Source organism: Pacificibacter maritimus (assembly GCF_003814915.1).
GTDB classification, from domain to species: Bacteria; Pseudomonadota; Alphaproteobacteria; order Rhodobacterales; family Rhodobacteraceae; genus Celeribacter; species Celeribacter maritimus.
Window position 1 is genome coordinate 415,649 of record NZ_RKQK01000001.1, and the last position, 22,555, is coordinate 438,203.

Here is a 22,555-nt window from a genome sequence, read left to right on the forward strand (position 1 = left end):
TTTCATCACACGCCTCGGGCGTGTATTAAAAGGGCAGATCATAAATATGGGGGCCGAAATGCGCCGAGTAGTTGTCACTGGATTAGGAATGGTATCGCCACTTGCTTGTGGTGTTGAAGAAACATGGACACGTTTGTTGGCTGGGGAATCAGCCGCAGGAACGATCCAGCGGTTTGATGCAAGCCATCTTGGCACAGATTACGCCTGCGAAGTAAAACGCGGCGACGGAACCAACGGAACCTTCAATCCATCAGATTGGATGGCACCAAAAGACCAAAAGAAGGTCGACGACTTTATTCTCTACGGTGTCGCAGCCGCAGAGCAGGCTTTGACCGATGCAGACTGGAAGCCTGAGGGCGAAGAAGATTTGCTGCGCACAGGTGTTTTGCTGGGCTCGGGCATCGGCGGTCTGTCATCCATCGCGGATACGGCTGTTTTGTTGAAAGAAAAAGGCCCACGCCGCGTGTCGCCTTTCTTTATTCCTGGATCCCTGATCAATCTGATTTCAGGTCAGGTTTCTATCAAATACGGCTTTAAGGGCCCGAACCATTCGGTTGTAACCGCCTGTTCTACTGGGGCGCATGCCATCGGTGATGCTGCGCGTTTGATTCAATGGGGCGATGCAGAAGTTATGGTCGCAGGTGGTGCAGAATCCGCTATTTGTGAAATCGGCATCGCAGGCTTTAATGCCTGTAAAGCCTTGTCGACCAAACGGTCTGACGATCCAAAATCCGCGTCACGTCCTTATGATGACGACCGAGATGGATTCGTGATGGGCGAGGGCGCTGGTGTTGTAGTTTTGGAAGAATATGAACACGCAAAAGCGCGCGGTGCGAAAATTTACGCAGAAGTTGTTGGATACGGCCTGTCGGGCGATGCCTACCACATTACGGCCCCTGCCTCGGATGGAGATGGTGGTTTCCGCGCAATGAAAGCAGCGCTTGAGCGTGCTGGCATTGATCCTTCTGAAGTGGATTACATCAATGCGCATGGCACATCCACTATGGCGGATACGATTGAGCTTGGTGCGGTTGAGCGCCTCTTGGGCGATGCGGCCAGTAAGGCGACGATGTCGTCAACCAAATCGTCTATCGGTCACTTGTTGGGGGCTGCTGGCGCGGTTGAAGCGATCTTTTCAATTTTGGCGATCCGCGATCAAGTGGCGCCACCCACGATCAACTTGGACAACCCTGCGATTGAATCAAAATTAGACCTTGCGCCCAACAAAAAAGTGGAACGCAAGATTGATGTCGCCTTGTCAAATTCCTTTGGCTTTGGGGGCACAAATGCATCCTTGGTTATGAAGAAAGTGACTGATTAATGTGGCGATCAATCGCGTCTAACGCATTGACTTTGCTTATTGTTGCCCTTGTCGCTATGGCAGGGGCAATTGCTTGGGGCAAAGGTCAATACACAGCACAAGGCCCGCTTGAAAGCGCCATTTGTTTGCGGGTGCAGCCTGGTTCTACAATGACGCGAGTGTCGCGAAATTTGCAAGATCAGGGCGCTGTCAGCAGCGGTTCAATTTTTCGCATCGGCGCAGAATACACCGACAAGATGAACCAGCTCAAAGCGGGTGCATTCTTGGTGCCTGAAAAGTCGTCCATGGCTGAGATCACCGATATCATCACCCGTGGCGGCGCATCGACTTGCGGCACCGAAGTGGTCTACCGCGTGGGGGTGACCCGCACAGATGTGTTGGTGCGCGAGCTTGATCCCGCGACCCAAAGCTATTCAACGGTTGCGGAATTCTATCCTGACGTAACGGGCAATGAAGCCACTGAAATTCCTGCCAAATACACTGAAGTCCGCGAGGCGTCTGACACGCGTTTCCGTATTTCTGTGGCCGAAGGCACGACCGTTTGGCGTGTTATCGAAAGCCTGAAAGGGGTCGATTTTATTACGGGGTCGGTTGAAGTTGATGAAATGCCAGCCGAAGGAACTTTAGCGCCTGACAGCTATGAGGTAAAAGTCGGGTCTGACGTGGATGAATTGATCGCACGCATGACTGCAGCTCAAGACAAACGCTTGGCAGAGATTTGGGACACGCGCGCGGATGATCTGCCGATTTCCACCCCTGAAGAAGCGTTGATTTTGGCTTCTATCATTGAGAAAGAAACAGGTATTCCCGAGGAGCGCCGCGAGGTTGCTAGTGTTTTTGTTAATCGTTTGAACCAAGGCATGCGGTTGCAAACGGACCCCACGGTTGTCTACGGTGTCAGTAATGGCGTTGGATTTTTGGGGCGTGGCCTGCGCCAGTCTGAATTGCAATCTGACAGTCCATACAACACCTATGTGATACCCGCTTTGCCGCCTGGTCCGATTGCAAATCCTGGCTTGGCCTCATTGGAAGCGGCTGTGAACCCTGACGAGACGCCCTATATTTTCTTCGTGGCAGATGGCACGGGCGGGCACGCTTTTGCAGTGACCTTGGCAGATCACAATGCGAATGTTGCCAAGTGGCGTCAGATCGAGGCAGAACGCGCCAATTAAGTGTTTGTCGTTTGAATTTGATATGAAATAGAAAGGGCGCCTTGCACAGGCGCCCTTTTTTATGTGACCGTTTTTAGGCTTGCGGATCAATACAATCCATCGGTACCGATCCGTACGGTTTCGCCGCAATGTTTACAGTGAATTGCATCAGCGTCATGTAAAAACAGTCCGCAGGTGGCGCAATCAAAACGGACTTTTGCAGGACGAAACAGCACTTGCGCCAAGCGTAAAAACAATGTCACGCCAAAGAACATCACAGCGATGGACACCATACGGCCCTTGGTGCCTTCCAAAGTGATATCGCCAAAGCCAGTGGTGGTCAGGGTGGTGATGGTGAAATAAAGCGCGTCGGCATAATTGCGAATGGCAGGGTTGTCGTTATGTTCCAGCGCATAGATGAGCCCTGTGGTGACAAAGATAAACACCAGTAAATTGATTAGAGCGACGATAACGTCTTCATGCTTGCGAAACACAACAAAGTCGTGCCGAAGGCGGTTCATCAATTGGTAGGTGTGGAGCAAGCGCAGGGTCCGCAAGATCCGCAAAAATCCCAATCCTTCGCCAGCGAGCGGGGCTAAAAATGATATCAAGGCAGCGATATCGGCCAAGGTCGAAGGTCGCGTGAGATACCACATCCGTCGATCTGCTGTGTAAACGCGGGCGGAAAAGTCGATCAAGATGAGCACACCAAAGACCAGATCCAAGCGTTCGATCCACATCGCAGGCGCGAGGAAAGATGTGCAGACGACAAAGCAGATGGTGATCAGATCAAAGGTCAAAATAGCATAGCGAAACCGATGGGCGCGCGGGCTGTTGCCTTCGTAGAGCGCATTGAGCGTATCGGAAAATCCTGTGGCCATCGATCTTTGTCCTTTTGTCTTTATGCCTTGTCATGAAATGTTTTGCCCTGTGTTTCAAGGGGCTGTCACGGGTGCGCCCTTTGGTTTAGTGAAACGTAAATTGGTGCGAACTTTGACTTAACCAATTGAAAACATTAAATAACTTGACTTCTTGGGCATTTTCAGGCACTTCTAAATAGGCTAGAAGACGTGAGTGTATGATCTGGCGCAGTCTGTGGGGGTTGCGCAAATTTGATCACTGTTACGGGGTGAGCCCGTCTCACGTCTCTCGTGCGGAGAATGCATGAGAGGCAGGTAGAACATGACTTTGCAATCATCTGTGGGGGATGACGATGGCCCAAAAGATATTCTTGGGTCTGCAAATCGAAACCTAGAACGGACCATCATGGCCCTTGATACGGCGCTTTGTCGTTTGGAAAATGATGATCTTGATGCTGGGGCTGCGGTTCAAAAAGCCATCGCAGAAATGCGGCGCGCCCAAGACACAGCCCTGAAAGAAAGGCAGAAAGTTGATGACGACCGACGAAAACTCGACCTTGCGACTTCAGACAGCGCCATCGACTTTGACGCAGCACGGGCTTCGATCCTTGATAGCTTGGATCGCGTCCGAAGATCGCGCCGTCCAGATTCAGTTTCTGAATGATCTGGAAAGCCACGATCAGGGAGCGCTTTTGGCGCTCCCTTTCCTATTTGAGGCATGGGCCTTAGATCACCAGATGCCGCCCGAAGGCGATTGGCGCACATGGGTGATCATGGGCGGGCGCGGCGCAGGTAAAACACGCGCTGGATCTGAATGGGTGCGCAGCATGGTGGAAGGGTCGCGGGCCTTGGAAAAAGGGCGCGCCAAACGTGTGGCGCTTGTGGGCGAGACCTACGACCAAGCCCGTGAAGTGATGGTCTTTGGCGATAGTGGCATTCTGGCCTGTTCACCGCCTGATCGTAGGCCGACATGGGTGGCCACGCGGCGCACGCTTGTCTGGCCCAATGGGGCTGAAGCTATGGTGTTTTCTGGAAATGATCCTGAAGCGTTGCGCGGTCCACAGTTTGATGCCGCATGGGTGGATGAATTAGCGAAATGGAAAAAACCGCGCGAAGCTTGGGATATGCTGCAATTTGGTCTGCGTTTGGGCGATAATCCGCGCCAAGTCGTTACAACGACGCCGCGCAATGTGGGGATTTTAAAAGAAATCCTAGAACTTGCCTCAAGCACCGTGACCCGCGCCCCGACAGAAGCAAATGCAGCCAATCTGGCGCCGTCATTCTTGGAAGAAGTGCGGATGCGCTACGCAGGCACGCGCCTTGGTCGACAAGAATTGGACGGGGTTTTGCTTGAGGAAGAAGAGGGCGCTTTGTGGTCTTTGCAGCAGCTTGAAGAAAACCGTGCGGACAAGCTGCCAGACTTTGATCGCATCGTTGTGGCTGTTGATCCGCCTGTCACCGCGCATGCTGGATCAGACGAATGTGGGATTGTCGTTGTGGGCGCCGTGACCCAAGGCCCGCCACAAGATTGGTGCGCTTACGTGTTGGAAGATGCGACCATGTCGGCTGCAAAGCCCACCGCTTGGGCAAAAGGCGCGATTGACGCATTGGAACGCTGGGAAGCCGATAAAATCGTGGCAGAAGTCAATCAAGGCGGTGATTTGGTAGAAAGTGTGATTCGTCAGGTGGATGCTTTGGTGCCCTATAAATCTGTGCGCGCCACGCGGGGGAAATCAGCGCGGGCCGAACCTGTGGCCGCATTGTACGACCAAGGGCGCGTGCGTCACAGTCGCGGATTGGGCGCATTGGAAGATCAGATGACTAAAATGACGGCGCAGGGCTATAAGGGCTCGGGATCACCAGATCGTTTGGATGCTTTGGTCTGGGCGGTACATGAGCTGATGATTGCGCCTGCGGCCAGTCACAAACGCCCACGGATACGTACCTTAGGGTAGGCATATTTCGAAAGTATTCCTGAATTGGCGGCCTCGGTTTGTCACGCAAGTGGTGAACTGGGGCCGTTTTTTATTGGTGTACATACAGTATATGACCGAGCTCAACTTTGATTTTCTTCCATTATACTGTTGTAAATCAATACCTTAATTGTGGGTGTTGCGTGGTCAAAGCTGCACAGAACGCTCTGCTAGTAAGTTCTTTTAACCTATCCCTTAAAACTCATTCTACCGAAGGCGAACAGACAGCAGCCCTGCTGCAGTGGATCGCAAACGGTCACAAGTTTTGGGAAGGCGCGGGCACCGCGGCGGGCTGAGATGCGCGATAAGCGGATCATGCTCCCTTTCCAGACCCTTGGGTGGCCCCATGCGAGAGGGCCCCCAAGGGTCGAAGTTTGAACAGTGAGCCATGCGGCTTTGGGGCTTGCCCGAAGGTGCATTTGCGAGATGCCGATGGGGCATCGTTGGACAGTTTTGAGGAGAGACACGGATATGGTGTTTGACTTTATGAAGCGCGGCGCCGCAGCGCAGCCCGAGGTAAAAGCCTCAGCAACAGGGCCAGCGGTCGCCTACTCAAGCGCAGGTCGTGTGGCATGGAGCCCCCGCGATACAGTCACTTTGACCCGTGTGGGGTTTAGCGGCAATCCAGTGGGTTTTCGGTCGGTCAAGTTGATCGCAGAAGCCGCAAGTGCCTTGCCTTTGATCTTGCAAAATGCCGATGCGCGTTTTGAAAAACATCCGCTTTTGTCTGTGATTTCACGTCCAAACCCTGTTCAGGGTCGCAGCGATTTGTTTGAGGCGCTTTATGCGCAGATCTTGTTGTCGGGCAACGGATATTTGGAAGCTGTCGGCGAATGGGGCCAAGTGCCTGCGGAATTGCATGTGCTGCGCTCTGATCGCATGAGCTTGGTGCCTGGTGCAGATGGCTGGCCCATTGCCTATGAATATGCGGTTGGCAATCGTAAGCATCGTTTTCACGTCGAAGATGGCCATTCTCCCGTGTGTCACATCAAATCTTTCCATCCCAGCGATGACCATTATGGGTTGTCGCCGATCCAAGCGGCGGCCACGGCGATTGACGTGCATAATTCTGCATCGCGCTGGTCCAAGGGGCTGCTTGATAATGCAGCGCGTCCTTCAGGTGCGATTGTGTATAGCGGTTCTGATGGTCAAGGCACGATGACGGCGGATCAATATGATCGCTTGTTGATGGAAATGGAAAGCAATCACCAAGGTGCGCGCAATGCAGGGCGTCCGATGTTGCTAGAGGGTGGTTTGGATTGGAAACCGATGGGGTTCAGCCCCTCTGATATGGAATTCCAAAAAACCAAAGAAGCCGCCGCACGTGACATTGCACTGGCCTTTGGCGTGCCGCCCATGTTGTTGGGTATTCCAGGTGACGCGACCTATGGCAATTACCAAGAAGCAAACCGCGCGTTTTACCGTCTGACGGTGCTGCCTTTGGTGCAAAAAGTTGCAGGCTCTGTCGGGCATTGGTTGTCTGAAATGACGGGCGAGGCAGTCGAGTTAAAACCCGATCTGGATCAGGTTTCTGCCCTTGCACCTGAACGAGATGCCCAGTGGAATCGTGTGGCCAAGGCTGACTTTCTGACGGCTGATGAAAAACGCGCCATGTTGGGATTGCCGCCGTTGAGTGCCCAAGCGCAGGCCGAAGTTTTTGACGATGTTTCATCACTGGAAGCGTCGATAGATGATGTGGATACCCAAACTGAGGAGACGCCAGATGCGTAAGGAATTTGCAGGCGGGCTAGAGCATAAATTCATGCGAATTGGCGAAGATATCAAGGTTACGGATGGTGTCAAAATCGAAGGCTACGCCTCGTTGTTTGGTTTGGCCGATCAGGGTGGCGATATCGTTCAGATCGGTGCCTATAAGAAATCATTGAATGATCTCAAGGCCAAAGGTCGATCTGTTAAGATGCTTTGGCAGCATGATCCAGCACAACCTATCGGCATTTGGGATGAGGTGCGCGAAGACGCGCGCGGTCTCTATGTCAAAGGTCGGCTGCTGACGGATGTCGAAAAGGGACGCGAAGCTGTGGCCTTGATCGAAGCAGGTGCGATTGACGGATTGTCGATTGGCTACCGCACGGTGCGTGCGCAAAAGCATCGCGACCAAAAGGATGGCAAGGCCGCGAGGCTATTGTCGGAATTGGAACTGTGGGAGGTTTCACTCGTGACATTTCCCATGCTTCCGCAAGCGCGTTTGATAACGGAAGAAAAGGGCGATGATCCTTGTTCTGACGAACATCTGATGCGCGACCTCGCGGACGCTTTCACAAGCGCACGCAAGCTGCTGGCCCGCGACTAAGGCCAGCGTTCTCACCCTCTAACCAACAAAACACAAAGGATTGTTTGGATGAGCAAAACCGAGACAAACGCTCGGGCCGGTACCGGTGTGTCCGATATGTCGGCTAAATCAATGCCGGTTATGGGCGGTCCTGCCACTGAGGTGAAGACCGCGCTGGCCGGTTTCATGAGTGATCTCAAAGACTTTCAAACCGAAATTAAATCTAAATTTCAAGAACAGGAAGAGCGACTGACCATGCTTGATCGTAAATCACATAATTTTGGCCGTCCGGCCCTTTCCGTAGCCCAAGAGGTAGACATGTCCCATAAATCAGCATTCGGCACATATGTGCGCAACGGAGACGACGACGCATTGCGTGGTTTGGAACTTGAAGGCAAAGCGATGTCTTCAGCCGTAAATGGCGATGGTGGCTATTTGGTTGATCCGCAAACGGCTGATACGATTAAATCAGTTCTAAAATCAACTGCTTCTATCCGTTCTATCGCCAATGTGGTGAACGTCGAAGCCACATCTTATGATGTGTTGATCGACACAACGGATGTCGGCACTGGTTGGGTATCAGAAACGGGGAGCGTGTCTGAAACTGGCACGCCAACGATTGATCGCATTTCGATCCCGCTGTTCGAATTGTCAGCTTTGCCCAAAGCGTCACAGCGTTTGTTGGACGATGCGGCGTTTGACATCGAAGCATGGCTTGCGGGTCGTATTGCTGATAAATTTGCGGCCTCTGAAGCCTCTGCCTTTATCAACGGCGATGGTATCGACAAACCAACGGGTATTTTGGCCCATGCACAGATCGCCAATGATTCATGGGCTTGGGGCTCTTTGGGTTATGTGGCTACTGGCACAGATGGCGGCTTTGATGGCGCAAATCCAGCGGACGCGATTGTTGAGCTCGTCTACTCACTCGGCGCGCAATACCGCGCAAACGGTACATTCGTGATGAATTCCAAAACTGCTGGCCAAGTGCGCAAGCTCAAAGACGCTGACGGCCGTTTCTTGTGGTCCGACGGTTTAGCTGCAGGCGAACCTGCACGTCTCATGGGCTATCCTGTGTTGATCGCAGAAGACATGCCTGACATCGCATCTGACGCAGCTGCCATCGCCTTTGGTGACTTCGCGGCAGGCTACACCGTGGCCGAGCGCCCAGATCTGCGCATCTTGCGTGATCCATTTTCAGCCAAGCCACATGTCCTATTCTACGCAACAAAGCGCGTTGGTGGTGATGTGAGCGATTTTGCAGCGATCAAACTGTTGAAATTCTCTGTCGCTTAAGTCCTGAAAAAGAACGAGTTCGTGCCTGATCGGTGATCGGTCAGACACGAACGGTGGGTGCGCGTCTCGTTTGACGTGTTGTCTAGCTGCTCCCCCTCCGTCCGAGCAACACGGGGGCGCGCATCCATCATCACAAGTGGCAGGGGGACCCGGAAATCGGAGATGTACCATGATGTTAATGGAGCAAAGCCAAGTACCCACAGCGGTACTGCCGGTCGCACAGTTCAAAGATCATTTGAGACTGGGCACAGGCTTTGGCGATGACGGGGTTCAGGATGGGGTTCTTGAGACATATTTGCGCGCGGCACTCGCAGCCGTCGAGGCGCGTACAGGTAAGGTCTTGATTGAACGTGATTTTGCTTGGACCTTATCAGCGTGGCGCGACCTTGGCACACAAACACTGCCTGTCGCCCCAGTGACTGCGATCACAGCCTTGGTGATTGTAGATCGTTTGAACGTAGAAACTGTGATCGATGCTGGCAAATACTTGCTGGATAAAGACACCCACCGGCCGCGGATCGTGTCCAGCGGTTTCGTATTGCCGCCTGTGCCTGTTGCGGGCTCTGCACGGATCGAATTTAGCGCAGGCTTTGGCCCTACTTGGGGTGATATTCCAGCGGATATTGCACAAGCCGTGATGTTGTTGGCTGCGCATTTCTACGAGCACCGTCATGCGGCTGCTGTGTCAGGCCAATCTATGCCTTTTGGGGTGAGCGCACTTTTAGATCGCTACCGCAATGTGCGTTTGTTTGGAGGACGTGGCTGATGTCGGCAATGGTTCACCTAAATCGCAAACTTATTTTAGAAGATGCGCAGCGCGCCTCTGACGGGGCGGGTGGTTATGTGGAAACATGGACGCAGTTGGGCACGCTTTGGGCCTCAATTCAAGCGGGGACAGGGTCGGAAAAATCCGAAGATTTTGTCACAGTCTCCCGCGTGCCACTGAAAATCATCGTGCGGGGCGCGCCAGTGGGATCACCACGTCGCCCCAAACCTGATCAACGCTTTATCGAAGGCGGACGCGTGTTTCGTATTCTATCGGTCACTGAAAAGGATGCGGGGGGCCGCTACCTTACATGTCAAGCGCGTGAGGAGGTTGCATCATGAGTTATGGCGTATCAGCGGCCCTGCAAACGGCTGTCTTTCAAGCCCTGTCCAATGACGCAACGCTTGATGGTTTGGTCGGGGGGGCGATCTATGACGCGGCGCCTACGGGCACTGTGCCTGCGCTTTATGTGAGTTTGGGGCCAGAGGATGTGATTGATGCTTCTGATAAAACTGGCCAAGGGGCACGGCACGAATTTGTGGTCAGCGTTGTGTCGGACACAGCAGGATTTTTGACTGCCAAAGGTGTGGGTGCCGCCATTTCAGATGTGCTCGTTGATGCTGATTTGCCCCTCACACGAGGGACATTGATCGGGCTTTACTTTGTGTCGGCAAAAGCGCGGCGCGTTCAAGACAGTGATGTGCGCAGGATCGATATTCGGTTCATGGCGCGTGTTGAAGATTCCTAATTTCTTATCAAAGGGGCTTATGAAATGGCTGCTCAAAACGGAAAAGACCTACTTATCAAACTCGACATGACTGGCGCTGGTCAGTTCGAAACTATTGCTGGTCTTCGGGCCACGCGGATTTCATTCAACACAGAAAGTGTCGATGTGACATCACTGGAAAGTTCCGGTGGTTGGCGCGAACTTTTAGGGGGAGCAGGTGTAAAATCTGCCTCCATTTCAGGATCAGGAGTCTTCAAAGACCAAAACACGGATGAACGTGCACGTCAGATTTTCTTTGATGCAGAGGTGCCGAATTTTCAAGTGATTATCCCTGATTTCGGCGTGGTTGAAGGCCCGTTTCAACTGACATCAATCGAATATGCGGGGTCTCACAATGGCGAGGCCACATATGAGCTGTCGATGGCCTCTGCGGGCGCTTTGACCTTTACGGCGGATTAAGCAATGGCAAACCCCTTCGCAGGTGAGGTTGCACTCACACTTGATGGCACACGCTATGTCTTAAAGCTCACTTTAGGTGCTTTGGCTGAGCTTGAGGCAGGTCTGGAAACCGACACATTGGTGGCTTTGGTTGAACGCTATGAAGCAGGCAATTTTTCCACAGCAGATGTCTTGCGTTTGGTCGTGGCTGGCCTGCGGGGGGGCGGCTGGACGGGTGGCTACGATGACATCCTTAAGGCCGATATTGCAGGCGGACCATTGGAAGCTGCACGGGTGGGGGCTGCGCTGATCGCGCGGGCTTTCACTGTGCCAGGATAGGTTGCCTATGTCGCTCATTTCCAACGGTGGTTTCGATTGGCCCGCTTTGATGCGGGCAGGGATGAACGGTTTGCGCCTAAAGCCAAATGAATTTTGGGCGCTGACCCCAGCCGAGCTTTTATTGATGCTTGGCGCAGGATCAGGATCTGCACCGCTTAGCCGGTCGCGACTTGATGAATTGGCACAGGCCTACCCAGATACAGTCTCGGGCAGTGCTACGGCGAAAGGGCAAGAAAATGGCTGATATTAATGGTCTCGATAAATTTGATGACAAGCTGTCTCAGATGGAAGATGCAATCGGCGGCGCTGAAGCAATGGCAGCGGCGTTCAATCAAGAAATGGTGCGCCTGCAAGCGACTGTGGCGGAAACTCAGCGCGAGGTTGCCGTGTTGGAACGCGGCATTTCTCGGGGGTTGAAACGCGCCATAGACGGTTTGGTTTTTGATGGCGATACATTGGCTGAAGCCATGCGCGGTGTCGGTAAGTCCATGCTGGATGCCGCGTATAACGCAGCCGTAAAACCCGTGACAAACCATGTCGGGTCTGTGCTTGGAAACGGCTTGGAATCCATCATTCAAGGTCTCTTGCCATTCGAAAACGGGGGCAGTTTTTCCCAAGGGCGCGTCACGCCTTTTGCCTCTGGCGGTGTGGTGTCAAACCCGACCTATTTCCCCATGCGTGGCGGCACAGGTTTGATGGGCGAAGCAGGGCCTGAAGCGATAATGCCCCTGTCACGCGGTGCCAATGGCAAGTTGGGTGTGCGCGCTGAAGGGGGTGCCAAAAATATCAATGTGACGATGAATATATCGACGCCAGATGTTGAAGGTTTCCGCAGATCCAATTCGCAAATCGCCGCTCAATTGAACCGCGCCATTGGGCGTGGGCAGCGCAACCAATAGCGCAATTCATTTCATAATTTCAGGCCTTTTGCGCCTTTTAAGCCATCCGATAAAGGGGGAAAACATGGGTTTTCATAATGTAAGATTTCCAGCCAACCTAAGCTTTGGTTCCGTGGGTGGCCCTGAACGGCGCACCGAAGTTGTGACTTTGGCGAACGGTTTCGAGGAGCGCAACACGCCTTGGGCGCACTCGCGCAGGCGTTATGATGCAGGACTTGGCATGCGGTCTTTGGACGACATCGAGGCGCTCATTGCATTTTTCGAGGCACGTCAGGGGCAGCTTTATGGGTTTCGCTGGAAAGATTGGTCGGATTTCAAATCATCGAAAGCGTCAAAATCAGTCAATTTTGAAGATCAAACCATTGCCTATGGGGATGGTGAAACCTCAGTTTTTGCTTTGAACAAAAGCTATAGCTCTGGCGAGATTACCTATGTGCGCCCTATCACAAAGCCTGTTTTGGGTACTGTGAATATCGGCTTGCAAGGTGTTGAATTACAAGAATCTATTGATTGGACAGTGGACACAGCAACAGGGTTGGTCACGTTTTCCGTCCCCCCCGAAGAAGGAATTTTAATCTCGGCAGGCTTCGAATTTGACGTGCCTGTCCGCTTTGACACCGACCGTATCGCCACCTCTGTTTCATCGTTTCAAGCGGGCGAAGTGCCGAATGTGCCTATTGTCGAGGTGCGCGTGTGATGGCCGATTATGCATTGAAAAACCACTTAGAAACTGGCGCAACCACGGTTTGTCGTTGTTGGGCCGTGATCCGAAAAGATGGCGAAACCTACGGGTTTACCGATCATGATACAGACCTTGAATTCGAAGGCATGGTCTTTGGTGCGGATTCAGGTTTGACCGCAAATGCGCTAGAGCAATCCACTGGCCTGTCCGTTGACAACACGGAAGCGCTTGGGGCTTTGTCATCTGCTGCTGTCACAGAAACGGATATCCAAGCAGGTCGTTTTGACGGCGCTGCGGTAAAATCATGGTTGGTGAACTGGGCAAATGTTTCTGAACGTGTTGTGCAATTCAACGGCACCTTTGGTGAAATAACCCGATCTGCAGGTGGGTTTCGGGCTGAACTGCGCGGGCTTACTGAGGCGTTAAATCAACCGCAAGGGCGGGTCTATCAGTCAGGCTGTGGTTCTGTTCTGGGCGATGCACGCTGTAAGTTCGATGTGAATGACCTCGGCTATCACACTGAAATCATAGTTGAAAAGGTTGAGGACGGAAAGTTTTTCGACTTTGCATCCTTAGAGGGATTTGATGACCGTTGGTTCGAAAACGGCCGTCTTATTGTGCAATCTGGCGCGGCTGAGGGCCTGTTTGGCATGATCAAAAATGATCGGCTGACCTCTCAGGGACGCAGAATTGAACTGTGGGAAGATCTTCGTGGCAAGATCGCTCAAGGGGATCAAATACGGCTTGAGGCAGGGTGTGACAAGCGCGCTGAGACCTGCCGCTTGAAATTTGATAACTTCCTAAATTTTAGCGGCTTTCCACATATTCCGGGTGAAGATTGGCTGACCTCATACCCTGTCTCAAACGGCCAAAATAATGGCGCAAGCCTATATGGCAATACGTCAGGTGGGTCAGAATAATGCAAGCTGAAACAATTGTATCCGCCACTCGCGAATGGATTGGCACCCCATATGTGCATCAAGCGTCTTGCAAAGGGGCTGGCACCGATTGCTTGGGTCTCCTGCGCGGCGTTTGGCGTGAGCTTTACGGCCAAGAGCCTGAACTCGTTCCCGCCTATACCCAAGATTGGTCAGAGCCACAGCGCGATGAACGACTGCTCCACGCCGCACAGCGCCATTTGGTGCAAAAACCGTTGGAGCAAATGCAAGGCGGTGATGTTTTGCTGTTTCGCATGCGCAGTAAAAGCGTGGCCAAGCATGTTGGAATCGTGGCGACAGCGGGTGCCGCACCGACATTTATCCATGCTTACAGCGGGCATAGCGTGGTTGAGAATGCGCTGACAGCGCCGTGGCGTCGCCGTGTGGCGGCCTGTTTTTCATTCCCTCAGAACGGAGGCTAAGTCATGGCAACTATTGTACTTTCCGCAGTGGGTGCCGCCGCAGGTGCATCAATCGGTGGTGGCGTATTCGGATTATCATCCGTCGTGATCGGTCGCGCAATTGGCGCGACTATCGGGCGTGCTATTGATCAACGTGTCATGGGTGTCGGCAGTCAAGTCGTTGAAACCGGAAAAGTGGATCGGTTTCGCCTAACAGGGGCGTCAGAAGGCACTGCGATTGCGCAGGTCTACGGACGCATGCGTGTTGGTGGCCAAGTGATCTGGGCCACGCAGTTTCAAGAACAATCGACCACCTCTGGCGGAGGCAAGGGCGGGGCGCAGCAGCCTAAAGTTACAGAATATAGCTATTCGATTTCGCTCGCGATTGCTCTTTGCGAAGGTGAAATTTCACGCATCGGTCGCATTTGGGCAGATGGGATCGAAATTGAACCAACGGATCTGACGATGGAGGTCTACACAGGCAGCGAAGATCAGATGCCAGACCCCAAAATGGAAACCGTTGAGGGGGCAGGCAATGTGCCAGCGTACCGCGGGCTGGCCTATGTGGTTTTACAAGATCTGAACCTTGCGCGCTTTGGCAATCGTGTGCCGCAGTTCACCTTTGAAGTGATGCGCCCAGATCAAGCTGAGGGCCCCAAAAGCGATCTCACACATCTTGTAAATGCCGTTGCTATGATCCCTGGCACGGGGGAATATGCATTGGCGACCTCACCTGTCTACTTACAAAGTGGGCTAGGCGAAACTGTGGCTGTCAATGTGAATTCGCGGTCGGGTAAAACCGATTTTGACAGTTCCGTTGACGCTCTCAAAGACGAGTTGCCCAATTGTGGATCAACGTCATTGGTTGTGTCTTGGTTCGGTGACGATCTACGCGTTGGCAATTGCAGCTTGTTGCCAAAAGTGGAGCAGGCCGCGTCAGATGCGGCTGACATGCCGTGGACAGTTGCTGGATTTACACGCTCTACTGCGGCATTGGTTCCGCGTGATGGTGATGACCGTGTTGTTTACGGCGGCACACCGTCTGACCAATCTGTCATAGAAGCGATCACAGCCTTGCAAAACGCAGGGCAGGACGTGATGTTTTATCCGTTTATCCTTATGGATCAACAAAATGGCAACGGGCTGACAGACCCTTGGACGGGCGCATCAGACCAACCTGCCTTGCCTTGGCGTGGGCGCATTACGACCTCTATGGCTCCTGGCCAAACGGGGTCGACGGATGGCACGAGCGCTGCAGATGCAGAGGTCGCAAACTTCATTGGTACAGCGCAAATCAGCGATTTTGCCATTGTCGATGGCGCGGTTCAGTATTCTGGTCCAAATGAAGCCTCTTACCGTCGCATGATTTTACATTACGCGCATCTTTGTGTTGCCGCAGGCGGGGTCGAAGCCTTTTGCATCGGCTCTGAAATGCGCAGTTTAACCCGTATTCGCGGGGCCAATGGGTTTCCTGCTGTTGATGCTTTGGTGCAATTGGCCGCTGATGTGCGCGCCATTGTCGGACCTGAATGCAAGGTCAGCTATGCCGCGGACTGGTCTGAATATTCTGGCTATTCCATTGATGGCAATCTGTATTATCCGCTTGATACACTTTGGGCGGATGACAATATCGATTTCATTGGGATCGACAATTACATGCCTTTGTCAGATTGGCGTGATGAAGATGGCCATGCGGATGAAGCCTATGGGTCGATCTACAATCTCGATTACCTAAAAGACAATATCGAGGGCGGCGAAGGCTATGATTGGTATTATGCCTTTGACGAGCACGCAGACGCGCAGATCCGCACGCCTATCCAAGACGGTGCTTACGGCGAAGATTGGGTCTGGCGCTACAAAGATTTACGTGGCTGGTGGGAAAATGATCACCACGAGCGCTTGAATGGCGTGCGGGTAGAAGCGCCGACATCGTGGGAACCCAAATCAAAACCGATCTGGTTCACAGAAATCGGCTGTGCTGCGATTGATAAAGGCACCAATCAGCCCAATAAATTCATCGACATCAAATCGTCTGAAAGCTCACTGCCGAAATATTCGAACGGACGGCGGGATGATTTCATTCAGCTGCAATATGTGCGGGCTTTGACGGAATACTGGGCGCAAAGCGATGTGAATCCTGTATCAGACATCTATGGCGCACAGATGATTGATATGAGCCGTGCCCATGTTTGGGCATGGGATGGCAGACCTTTTCCAGCCTTCCCAACGGTGACATCTTTGTGGAGTGACGGCGGTAATTACACCAAAGGGCATTGGCTTAACGGGCGGTCTACCGCGCGGTCATTGGGCGATGTTGTGGCCGAAATTTGTACACGATCTGGCGTGAAAGACTTCAATACCAAAGAACTTTACGGCTTGGTACGTGGCTATACAGTTGGTGAAATTTCTGGCGCACGTTCTGCACTTCAACCTCTCATGCTGGCCTTTGGGTTTGAAGCGATCGAACGCGACGGGATTTTGACGTTTAGGTCTCGTGATGGCAAATCCAAAGCTATGGTTTCGTCAGAGCAACTGGCCCTGACTGCGGATCAAGAGTCCGCAGTGCAACTGACACGCGCCCCCGAAGCTGAAGTCGCCGGAAAAGTGCGCTTGAGCTTCGTTGATGCGGATGCCGACTATGGCATGCGGGCCGAAGAAGCCGTGTTTGCAGACGAAGAAAGCCGTCTTGTGTCGCAATCTGAACTGCCTTTAGCACTCACACGCGCTGAAGGCCGCCAGATCGTTGAGCGCTGGTTGGCCGAGGCGCGTATCGCACGCGATACAGCACGTTTTTCCTTTGCGCCGTCTGATTTTGAATTGGGCGCGGGGGATGTAATTTCTCTCGAAGACAAGGATGGTAAATCTTTGTACCGCATTGATCACGCCACATTGGGCGATGTGCGTGAAGTCGAAGCGGTGCGCGTAGAACCAGAGACCTATGAACCCTCTGAAACCGTTGACGAATTGTTCGAAGCGCAGCCCTTTTATGCACCTGTACCTGTCTTGGCGCAGTTTCTGGATTTGCCTTTGCTCTCTGGCGAAGAAACACCCCATGCACCTTATGTGGCAGCCACTGCAACAACATGGCCCGGCTCGGTTGCGGTCTACGGGTCCAGCTCTGACAGCGGCTATCAGTTGAATAAATTGTTGCCAAGCTGGGCGACCATTGGCGTGACGCAAAACACCTTGGTGGCAGCTGAACCTGCGCTTTGGGATCGTGGTGCGGCGCTGCGGGTGAAACTTGTCCGCGGCACCTTGAGTGGTGCGGATGAACAGGCAGTTTTGAACGGTGTCAACATTGCGGCAATCGGGGATGGATCGTCTTCCAATTGGGAAGTGTTCCAATTCGCCAAAGCAGAACTTGTGGGACCAAACACCTATGAGGTGTCAATGCGGCTGCGCGGGCAGGCGGGCACCGATGGGCTTAGCGCCACTTGGCCGATTGGATCGCGGTTCGTCCTAGTCAATGAAACCCTGCGTCAAATTGATCTTGCGCAATCTGCACGGGGCTTGGCGCGTCACTACCGTATTGGCCCTTCGCAGCGCCCCAATGATGACCCCAGCTATCAGCACTTTGTTGAGGCCTTCGACGGTATCGGCCTGCGCCCCTATGCGCCTGCGCATCTGCGCGCGGCTGCAAACGGATCAGGCGATACAAGTTTTACTTGGCTGCGCCGCAGTCGGATTGATGCGGATAGTTGGCAGTCGGTCGATGTGCCTTTGGGCGAAACCGTGGAAAGCTATGTGGTGCAGGTTATCCAAAGCGGGTCGGTGCTGCGCGAAGACTATGTGGCCACCCCAAGCTGGACATATACGGCGTCTCAGAAAACTGCGGATGGGCTGACAGGTCCGTATTCCGTTCAAATTGCCCAGATTTCCGAAAGTTTCGGACCGGGCCTTTACAAAAGGATTGATCTCAATGAGTGATACAACCCGTTTTTCACTGCCCCTTTTGCAGGCCGCACAGGCGCAAAAACATGTGACAATGAACGAAGCTCTGACCCGTGTCGATGGGCTGTTGCAACTGACTTTAAAGTCCATCACAGGCAACACGCCGCCCCTTGCTCCGCAAGATGGTGATGCTTACGGCATCGGCCCTGCGGCCGTGAATGATTGGTCGGGGCAAGAGGGAAATATCGCACTCTTCGCCAATGGAGGCTGGGTTTTCATTGCGCCAAGTCTCGGCATGCGCGCCTATATCGCTGACCAATCTGGCTTTGCCACATATGATGGCGCGGGCTGGATTTTAGGGGCTCAATCCTTATCCGCCAATGGCGCTGGCATGCAGTTTATGGTGCGCGAAATAGATCACACCATCACTGCGGGATCTGTGTCAAATGTAGGTTTCGCCATACCCGGTCAAGCGGTGGTCTACGGTGTGACGGGGCGGGTCATTTCCGAGATCACAGGCAGTTTGTCGGGCTATTCTGTTGGTGTTTCCAGCTCATCCAACCGATATGGATCGGGCTTGTCCTTGGCCAACGGCAGTTGGATGCGCGGCCTCACAGGTACGCCTTTGACCTATTATTCGGACGAGGATCTCGTTTTAACGGCTGAAGGTGGCGATTTTACAGCAGGTGAAATTCGTTTGGCAATTCACTATGCGCAATTCTCGCTGCCGCGCGCCTAAGCTGGCAAAAGATAAGAATTTCAAGCCCCTGTAGGTTCTCCTGCGGGGGCTTTTACGTTGCGATCATGCCGATATGACTTATTGCACAGCACAATTACTTGTGCTTTGAACGCGAAGCCTATCTATGATAAGCTAAGTGAAAGAGGATCGGTCCTATGGCAAAAATACGTGCAAAACTTTCTGAATTGGATCCCGTTTGGACCCAAATCATTGGCGAAGCCCATGACGCGGTGGATGCAGAACCTTTGCTGGGCGGACTTATTCACGGCTGTATTTTGCACCACAGCACGCTTGAGGATGCTTTGGCCTACCGTTTGGCGCAAAAACTGGCCTCTGCGGATATGTCAGAACAACTGCTGCGTGAATTGATTGATCAAGCCTATGCTGATGATCCTACTTTGGGGCAATCTGCGCGCGCTGATATTGTTGCGGTCTTTGATCGCGATCCTGCTTGCCACCGCTATATTCAGCCTTTGTTGTATTTCAAAGGGTTCCAAGCGATTCAATCCTACCGAATTGCCAATTGGTTGTGGCGTCAGGGCCGTAAAGATTTGGCTTATTTCGTGCAAATGCGCGTCTCTGAACAATTTACGATCGATATTCACCCCGCCTGTAAGATCGGCCAAGGCCTGTTCTTGGATCACGCCCATGCGCTGGTCTTTGGTGAAACCTGTGTGATTGGCGATAACGTGTCTATCTTGCATTCTGTGACGCTTGGCGGCACTGGCAAAGAAGACGAAGATCGTCACCCCAAAATTGCGGATGGCGTTTTGATCGGGGCAGGCGCTAAGGTTTTGGGCAATATCAAAATCGGTCAATGCTCGCGTGTGGCCGCTGGATCTGTTGTGCTGAATGACGTGCCCAAATGCACGACGGTTGCAGGCGTCCCTGCCAAGGTCGTGGGCGAGGCTGGATGTTCGCAGCCTTCCGTTTCTATGAATCAACTGATTGGCGCACGCGAAAAGTAGCATTCGCGTTTTATGTTGCGTTTAATACATTCCCCCGCATCTAGAACGCTAGATGCGGGGTTTTTTTGTTCGATTTGTGCAAGTTTTTATCAGTGCTACACAAGCAAAAGGCCCCGCAAATGCGAGGCCTTCAACCAAATCGATATTCAAAAAACTTAGGCCAACATCGCCACTGGGTTTTCCAAGTTGTCGACAATCGCATTCAGCAAGTTCGCGCCAACCGCGCCGTCAATCACGCGGTGATCAACAGACATAGTGACAGACATCACTGTCGCCACTGTCAATTCGCCGTCTTCGCCAACGATGGGTTGCTTTTTACCAGCGCCGACAGCCAAGATACCCGCATGCGGTGGATTCACGATGGCGTCAAAGTTGTCGATGCCAAACATGCCCAAGTTAGAGATCGCGAAAGAACCGCCCTGATATTCATGCGGTGCCAATTTGCGATCACGCGCACGGCTGGCAAGGTCTTTCATCTCTGTGGACAAGGCCGACAACGATTTCATGTCAGAGTCTTGCAACACAGGCGTGAACAATCCGCCTTCAATCGCCACAGCCACCGCCACGTCAGACGCTTTCATCTGCAACACACGGTCACCCGCCCAAACAGCATTGGCTTCAGGCACTTGCTGCAAAGCAACAGCAACGGCTTTGATGATAAAGTCATTGACTGACAATTTCACGCCGCGTGCTTCCAACTGCTTGTTCAACTGCGAACGGAATTTCAGCAAAGCGTCCAATTTGATATCGCGGCGCAGGTAGAAATGCGGCACGGTTTGCTTGGCTTCTGAAAGACGCGCTGCAATCGTTTTGCGCATTCCGTCGAGTTTGATTTCTTCGAAGCTGCGGCCTTCGTACATTTTGGCAACGGCCTGAGCGGAAGGGCCTGATGGGGCCGCTGCTGCGGGGGCTGATGTTTTTTGCGGCGCAGCAGCTGATGCTTCAGCTTTTGGCGCGGCAGTGGCTGCCTCGACATCGGCTTTGACAATGCGACCTTTGGGGCCAGAGCCTTTAAGCTGCGACAGATCCAAACCCTTTTGGGCTGCGATACGGCGCGCCAAAGGAGAGGCAAAAATGCGTTCGCCTGAGGCTGCAACGGGGGCTGCAGGGGCAGGGGAGGCATCCGCCGCCTCTGCTTGCTTTGGCGCCTCAGACTTTTCGGCTGCCGCTTCAGCGGGTGCTGCAGGGGCAGATGCACCAACAGAGTCCATTGCTGATGCGTCTTCGCCTTCTTCCAGCAAAATCGCGATTTGCGCGTTCACTTTTACGCCTTCGGTGCCCTCGGGCACAGTGATCTTGCCGATCACACCTTCGTCGACGGCCTCGAATTCCATCGTGGCTTTGTCTGTTTCGATCTCGGCAATGACATCGCCAGAGTTCACTTGGTCACCCTCTTTCACCAGCCATTTGGCCAATGTGCCTTCTTCCATTGTTGGAGAAAGCGCGGGCATGAGAAGTTCGATAGCCATGTGTCAGTCTCCTTAACGGTATGTGACAGCTTTAACCGCCGCGACGACTTCGTCGGTGGTGATCAAAGCATGTTTTTCAAGGTTGGCAGCATAAGGCATTGGCACGTCTTTGCCTGTGCAGTTAATCACTGGGGCGTCCAAGTAATCAAAAGCGCGTTCCATGATCGTTGCTGACAAGTGGTTGCCGAAGGATGCCACAGGGAAACCTTCTTCGACTGTGACGCAGCGGTTTGTTTTCATGACAGATGCCAAAACCGTATCGTAATCGACGGGGCGCAGGGTGCGCAGGTCGATCACTTCGGCTGAAATGCCTTCTTCGGCCAGCTTGTCTGCCGCTTCCAGAGCATAGGTCATGCCAATACCGAATGAGACGATCGTCACATCTGTGCCTTCACGCCAAATGCGGGCTTTACCGAATGGGATCGTGAAATCATCCATGTCAGGCACATCGAAAGATTTGCCGTACAAGATTTCATTTTCCAAGAAGATAACAGGGTTATCATCGCGGATCGCTGATTTCATCAGACCTTTTGCATCTGCCGCGGAATATGGCATTGCCACTTTCAGGCCAGGCACTTGGGAATACCAAGAGGCGAAACAATGTGAGTGCTGCGCACCCACACGCGCCGCAGCACCATTGGCACCGCGAAACACCATAGGCGCGCCCATTTGACCGCCAGACATATACAATGTTTTGGCCGCTGAGTTGATCAGGTGGTCGATCGCTTGCAATGCAAAGTTGAAGGTCATGAATTCAACGATAGGGCGCAAGCCGCCGAAAGAGGCGCCTGTTGCGATACCCGCAAAGCCGTGTTCTGTGATCGGTGTATCAATCACACGCTTGGGGCCGAATTCATCCAGCATGCCTTGGGAAATTTTGTAGGCACCTTGGTATTCACCCACTTCTTCGCCCATCAAAAAGACGTTTTCGTCGCTGCGCATTTCCTCTGACATCGCTTCGCGGATCGCTTCGCGCACGGTCATGGTTTTCATCTGAGTGCCCTCTGGGTAGTCAGGCTCGACAGCTTTGGATTCCACGGGCGCTGCAGCTTTCGCGGGCGCTGCTGCTGGGGCTTCTTTTGCTGGGGCTTCAGCTTGTTCTGGCGCTGGTGCAGACGAGGAGGCGCTCAGGTTTGACGCGTCTTCGCCTTCTTCAGCCAAAAGCGCAATCACGGCGTTCACTTTCACGCCTTCAGTGCCTTCTGCAACAAGAAGCTTGCCAACGATACCTTCATCGACGGCTTCGAATTCCATGGTGGCCTTGTCGGTTTCAATTTCTGCAATGATGTCACCTGAGGCAACTGTGTCGCCCTCTTTGACGAGCCATTTTGCGAGTGTGCCTTCTTCCATTGTCGGGGAGAGGGCGGGCATAAGTAGTTCAATAGCCATGAGTAAATTCCTCTCTCA

The 22,555-nt window shown here is 53.0% G+C and carries 23 protein-coding genes; 20 read left to right on the forward strand and 3 right to left on the reverse strand.

Annotation, left to right across the window (positions count from 1 at the left end; genetic code table 11):
• Positions 1-58: 58 nt before the first annotated feature.
• Entirely contained in the window at positions 59-1,321 is a 1,263-nt protein-coding gene (gene fabF, locus EDD53_RS01935; protein WP_123791511.1) for a beta-ketoacyl-ACP synthase II, read from the forward strand.
• Complete coding sequence (mltG, locus tag EDD53_RS01940; RefSeq protein ID WP_123791512.1) at positions 1,321-2,493, forward strand: endolytic transglycosylase MltG; 1,173 nt, start codon at positions 1,321-1,323, stop codon at positions 2,491-2,493. The genes fabF and mltG overlap by 1 nt, the downstream gene beginning before the upstream one ends.
• Before the next feature lie 86 nt (positions 2,494-2,579).
• On the opposite strand, the gene EDD53_RS01945 is transcribed toward mltG, so the two are convergent.
• Complete coding sequence (locus EDD53_RS01945) at positions 2,580-3,353, reverse strand: potassium channel family protein (RefSeq protein WP_123791513.1); 774 nt, start codon at positions 3,351-3,353, stop codon at positions 2,580-2,582.
• A 301-nt stretch (positions 3,354-3,654) separates the two neighbouring features.
• Between EDD53_RS01945 and EDD53_RS14935 the strand changes: the two genes are divergently transcribed.
• From EDD53_RS14935 to cysE, 18 genes are all read left to right on the forward strand, one after another.
• Positions 3,655-3,996, forward strand: a complete 342-nt coding sequence (locus EDD53_RS14935) for a hypothetical protein (RefSeq protein WP_246002147.1) — start codon at positions 3,655-3,657, stop codon at positions 3,994-3,996.
• Positions 3,917-5,287, forward strand: coding sequence for a DNA-packaging protein (locus EDD53_RS01950; RefSeq protein WP_484213821.1), 1,371 nt, complete (start codon positions 3,917-3,919; stop codon positions 5,285-5,287). Before EDD53_RS14935 ends, EDD53_RS01950 begins: the two co-directional genes overlap by 80 nt.
• Positions 5,288-5,776: 489 nt before the next feature.
• Positions 5,777-7,036: a phage portal protein gene (locus tag EDD53_RS01955; RefSeq protein ID WP_123791515.1), complete on the forward strand. Its 1,260-nt coding sequence runs from the start codon at positions 5,777-5,779 to the stop codon at positions 7,034-7,036.
• Positions 7,029-7,616 (forward strand): HK97 family phage prohead protease, encoded by a 588-nt coding sequence (locus EDD53_RS01960; protein WP_123791516.1) that lies wholly within the window; start codon positions 7,029-7,031, stop codon positions 7,614-7,616. Before EDD53_RS01955 ends, EDD53_RS01960 begins: the two co-directional genes overlap by 8 nt.
• Positions 7,617-7,664: 48 nt before the next feature.
• Positions 7,665-8,891 carry a phage major capsid protein gene (locus tag EDD53_RS01965; protein ID WP_123791517.1) on the forward strand — a complete coding sequence of 409 codons (1,227 nt, stop codon included), beginning with the start codon at positions 7,665-7,667 and terminating at the stop codon, positions 8,889-8,891.
• 169 nt (positions 8,892-9,060) lie between these two features.
• Positions 9,061-9,657, forward strand: a complete 597-nt coding sequence (locus EDD53_RS01970) for a head-tail connector protein (protein ID WP_123791518.1) — start codon at positions 9,061-9,063, stop codon at positions 9,655-9,657.
• On the forward strand, positions 9,657-9,998 hold the full coding sequence (locus EDD53_RS01975) for a head-tail adaptor protein (RefSeq protein ID WP_123791519.1): 342 nt from the start codon (positions 9,657-9,659) through the stop codon (positions 9,996-9,998). Before EDD53_RS01970 ends, EDD53_RS01975 begins: the two co-directional genes overlap by 1 nt.
• Positions 9,995-10,405, forward strand: coding sequence for a DUF3168 domain-containing protein (locus tag EDD53_RS01980; protein WP_123791520.1), 411 nt, complete (start codon positions 9,995-9,997; stop codon positions 10,403-10,405). Before EDD53_RS01975 ends, EDD53_RS01980 begins: the two co-directional genes overlap by 4 nt.
• A gap of 24 nt (positions 10,406-10,429) precedes the next feature.
• Positions 10,430-10,843 (forward strand): phage major tail protein, TP901-1 family, encoded by a 414-nt coding sequence (locus tag EDD53_RS01985; RefSeq protein ID WP_123791521.1) that lies wholly within the window; start codon positions 10,430-10,432, stop codon positions 10,841-10,843.
• A 3-nt stretch (positions 10,844-10,846) separates the two neighbouring features.
• Positions 10,847-11,161 carry a gene transfer agent family protein gene (locus tag EDD53_RS01990; RefSeq protein WP_123791522.1) on the forward strand — a complete coding sequence of 105 codons (315 nt, stop codon included), beginning with the start codon at positions 10,847-10,849 and terminating at the stop codon, positions 11,159-11,161.
• Positions 11,162-11,168: 7 nt separating this feature from the next.
• Positions 11,169-11,405 carry a rcc01693 family protein gene (locus EDD53_RS01995; RefSeq protein ID WP_123791523.1) on the forward strand — a complete coding sequence of 79 codons (237 nt, stop codon included), beginning with the start codon at positions 11,169-11,171 and terminating at the stop codon, positions 11,403-11,405.
• On the forward strand, positions 11,398-12,060 hold the full coding sequence (locus EDD53_RS02000) for a phage tail tape measure protein (RefSeq protein WP_123791524.1): 663 nt from the start codon (positions 11,398-11,400) through the stop codon (positions 12,058-12,060). The genes EDD53_RS01995 and EDD53_RS02000 overlap by 8 nt, the downstream gene beginning before the upstream one ends.
• Before the next feature lie 64 nt (positions 12,061-12,124).
• Complete coding sequence (locus EDD53_RS02005) at positions 12,125-12,757, forward strand: DUF2460 domain-containing protein (protein WP_123791525.1); 633 nt, start codon at positions 12,125-12,127, stop codon at positions 12,755-12,757.
• Positions 12,757-13,662 carry a DUF2163 domain-containing protein gene (locus tag EDD53_RS02010; protein ID WP_123791526.1) on the forward strand — a complete coding sequence of 302 codons (906 nt, stop codon included), beginning with the start codon at positions 12,757-12,759 and terminating at the stop codon, positions 13,660-13,662. Before EDD53_RS02005 ends, EDD53_RS02010 begins: the two co-directional genes overlap by 1 nt.
• The gene (locus EDD53_RS02015) at positions 13,662-14,102 is read left to right on the forward strand and encodes an NlpC/P60 family protein (protein WP_123791527.1); all 441 of its coding nucleotides are present in this window, start codon (positions 13,662-13,664) and stop codon (positions 14,100-14,102) included. Before EDD53_RS02010 ends, EDD53_RS02015 begins: the two co-directional genes overlap by 1 nt.
• 3 nt (positions 14,103-14,105) lie before the next feature.
• Positions 14,106-18,008, forward strand: a complete 3,903-nt coding sequence (locus EDD53_RS02020; protein ID WP_123791528.1) for a baseplate multidomain protein megatron — start codon at positions 14,106-14,108, stop codon at positions 18,006-18,008.
• Positions 18,001-18,711, forward strand: a complete 711-nt coding sequence (locus EDD53_RS02025) for a DUF2793 domain-containing protein (protein WP_123791529.1) — start codon at positions 18,001-18,003, stop codon at positions 18,709-18,711. Before EDD53_RS02020 ends, EDD53_RS02025 begins: the two co-directional genes overlap by 8 nt.
• A 155-nt stretch (positions 18,712-18,866) precedes the next feature.
• A complete protein-coding gene (gene cysE / locus EDD53_RS02030; RefSeq protein WP_123791530.1) occupies positions 18,867-19,679 on the forward strand; it encodes a serine O-acetyltransferase in 813 nt (270 codons plus the stop codon).
• Positions 19,680-19,834: 155 nt separating this feature from the next.
• Here cysE and EDD53_RS02035 read toward each other — a convergent pair whose 3' ends face one another.
• Together EDD53_RS02035 and EDD53_RS02040 are read right to left on the reverse strand one after the other, a co-directional pair.
• Complete coding sequence (locus tag EDD53_RS02035) at positions 19,835-21,148, reverse strand: pyruvate dehydrogenase complex dihydrolipoamide acetyltransferase (protein ID WP_123791531.1); 1,314 nt, start codon at positions 21,146-21,148, stop codon at positions 19,835-19,837.
• Between the two features lie 12 nt (positions 21,149-21,160).
• Positions 21,161-22,537 (reverse strand): pyruvate dehydrogenase complex E1 component subunit beta, encoded by a 1,377-nt coding sequence (locus EDD53_RS02040; protein ID WP_123791532.1) that lies wholly within the window; start codon positions 22,535-22,537, stop codon positions 21,161-21,163.
• Positions 22,538-22,555: the final 18 nt, after the last annotated feature.

Bases quoted from the DNA above. Each gene is read 5' to 3' on its own strand.
- fabF (WP_123791511.1), top strand. From the start codon at position 59: ATGCGCCGAGTAGTTGTCACTGGATTAGGAATGGTATCGCCACTTGCT.
- mltG (WP_123791512.1), top strand. From the start codon at position 1,321: ATGTGGCGATCAATCGCGTCTAACGCATTGACTTTGCTTATTGTTGCC.
- EDD53_RS01945 (WP_123791513.1), bottom strand. From the start codon at position 3,353: ATGGCCACAGGATTTTCCGATACGCTCAATGCGCTCTACGAAGGCAAC.
- EDD53_RS14935 (WP_246002147.1), top strand. From the start codon at position 3,655: ATGACTTTGCAATCATCTGTGGGGGATGACGATGGCCCAAAAGATATT.
- EDD53_RS01955 (WP_123791515.1), top strand. From the start codon at position 5,777: ATGGTGTTTGACTTTATGAAGCGCGGCGCCGCAGCGCAGCCCGAGGTA.
- EDD53_RS01960 (WP_123791516.1), top strand. From the start codon at position 7,029: ATGCGTAAGGAATTTGCAGGCGGGCTAGAGCATAAATTCATGCGAATT.
- EDD53_RS01965 (WP_123791517.1), top strand. From the start codon at position 7,665: ATGAGCAAAACCGAGACAAACGCTCGGGCCGGTACCGGTGTGTCCGAT.
- EDD53_RS01970 (WP_123791518.1), top strand. From the start codon at position 9,061: ATGATGTTAATGGAGCAAAGCCAAGTACCCACAGCGGTACTGCCGGTC.
- EDD53_RS01975 (WP_123791519.1), top strand. From the start codon at position 9,657: ATGTCGGCAATGGTTCACCTAAATCGCAAACTTATTTTAGAAGATGCG.
- EDD53_RS01980 (WP_123791520.1), top strand. From the start codon at position 9,995: ATGAGTTATGGCGTATCAGCGGCCCTGCAAACGGCTGTCTTTCAAGCC.
- EDD53_RS01985 (WP_123791521.1), top strand. From the start codon at position 10,430: ATGGCTGCTCAAAACGGAAAAGACCTACTTATCAAACTCGACATGACT.
- EDD53_RS01990 (WP_123791522.1), top strand. From the start codon at position 10,847: ATGGCAAACCCCTTCGCAGGTGAGGTTGCACTCACACTTGATGGCACA.
- EDD53_RS01995 (WP_123791523.1), top strand. From the start codon at position 11,169: ATGTCGCTCATTTCCAACGGTGGTTTCGATTGGCCCGCTTTGATGCGG.
- EDD53_RS02000 (WP_123791524.1), top strand. From the start codon at position 11,398: ATGGCTGATATTAATGGTCTCGATAAATTTGATGACAAGCTGTCTCAG.
- EDD53_RS02005 (WP_123791525.1), top strand. From the start codon at position 12,125: ATGGGTTTTCATAATGTAAGATTTCCAGCCAACCTAAGCTTTGGTTCC.
- EDD53_RS02010 (WP_123791526.1), top strand. From the start codon at position 12,757: ATGGCCGATTATGCATTGAAAAACCACTTAGAAACTGGCGCAACCACG.
- EDD53_RS02015 (WP_123791527.1), top strand. From the start codon at position 13,662: ATGCAAGCTGAAACAATTGTATCCGCCACTCGCGAATGGATTGGCACC.
- EDD53_RS02020 (WP_123791528.1), top strand. From the start codon at position 14,106: ATGGCAACTATTGTACTTTCCGCAGTGGGTGCCGCCGCAGGTGCATCA.
- EDD53_RS02025 (WP_123791529.1), top strand. From the start codon at position 18,001: ATGAGTGATACAACCCGTTTTTCACTGCCCCTTTTGCAGGCCGCACAG.
- cysE (WP_123791530.1), top strand. From the start codon at position 18,867: ATGGCAAAAATACGTGCAAAACTTTCTGAATTGGATCCCGTTTGGACC.
- EDD53_RS02035 (WP_123791531.1), bottom strand. From the start codon at position 21,148: ATGGCTATCGAACTTCTCATGCCCGCGCTTTCTCCAACAATGGAAGAA.
- EDD53_RS02040 (WP_123791532.1), bottom strand. From the start codon at position 22,537: ATGGCTATTGAACTACTTATGCCCGCCCTCTCCCCGACAATGGAAGAA.